1 protein-coding gene is annotated in these 334 nt (G+C 44.3%); it reads right to left on the bottom strand.

Features of this window, described 5'->3' with window-relative positions:
• The coding region (locus N475_RS02645) for an SdrD B-like domain-containing protein (protein ID WP_155732530.1) at window positions 1–334 on the bottom strand (334 nt) is incomplete at both ends.

Genomic DNA, 334 nt, shown 5'->3' with positions numbered 1-334 from the left:
ATCATTGCCTAAAACCAGCTTGATCTCGCTTTGAGAGGCAAATTGATCTGGGGTTGACCCAATATAATCCTGACCTTCAAGATAATCTGTCTCACCTTGTGTGATCCTATAACCAGATAGATCTGACTGACGTAAGCCACCAAAGCTAAATTCACCGCGTGTATCTGTTGTGGTGTTCAGACTTACCGTTTCACCATAGAGATCCTGACCACTTAACTGGATCGCAATGCCATCAAGGGCAAAGTCATTACCGTTTAAAGTGCCGTCTTGATTGATATCTACAAATACGCGGCCGGATACCGATTTATCGCCCGCTTTAAGTTGCTCGGTGAAA

The sequence above is a fragment of the Pseudoalteromonas luteoviolacea DSM 6061 genome (assembly GCF_001625655.1).
In the GTDB taxonomy this organism is placed as follows: Bacteria; Pseudomonadota; Gammaproteobacteria; order Enterobacterales; family Alteromonadaceae; genus Pseudoalteromonas; species Pseudoalteromonas luteoviolacea.
This window is presented reverse-complemented; position numbering and strand designations above follow the sequence as displayed.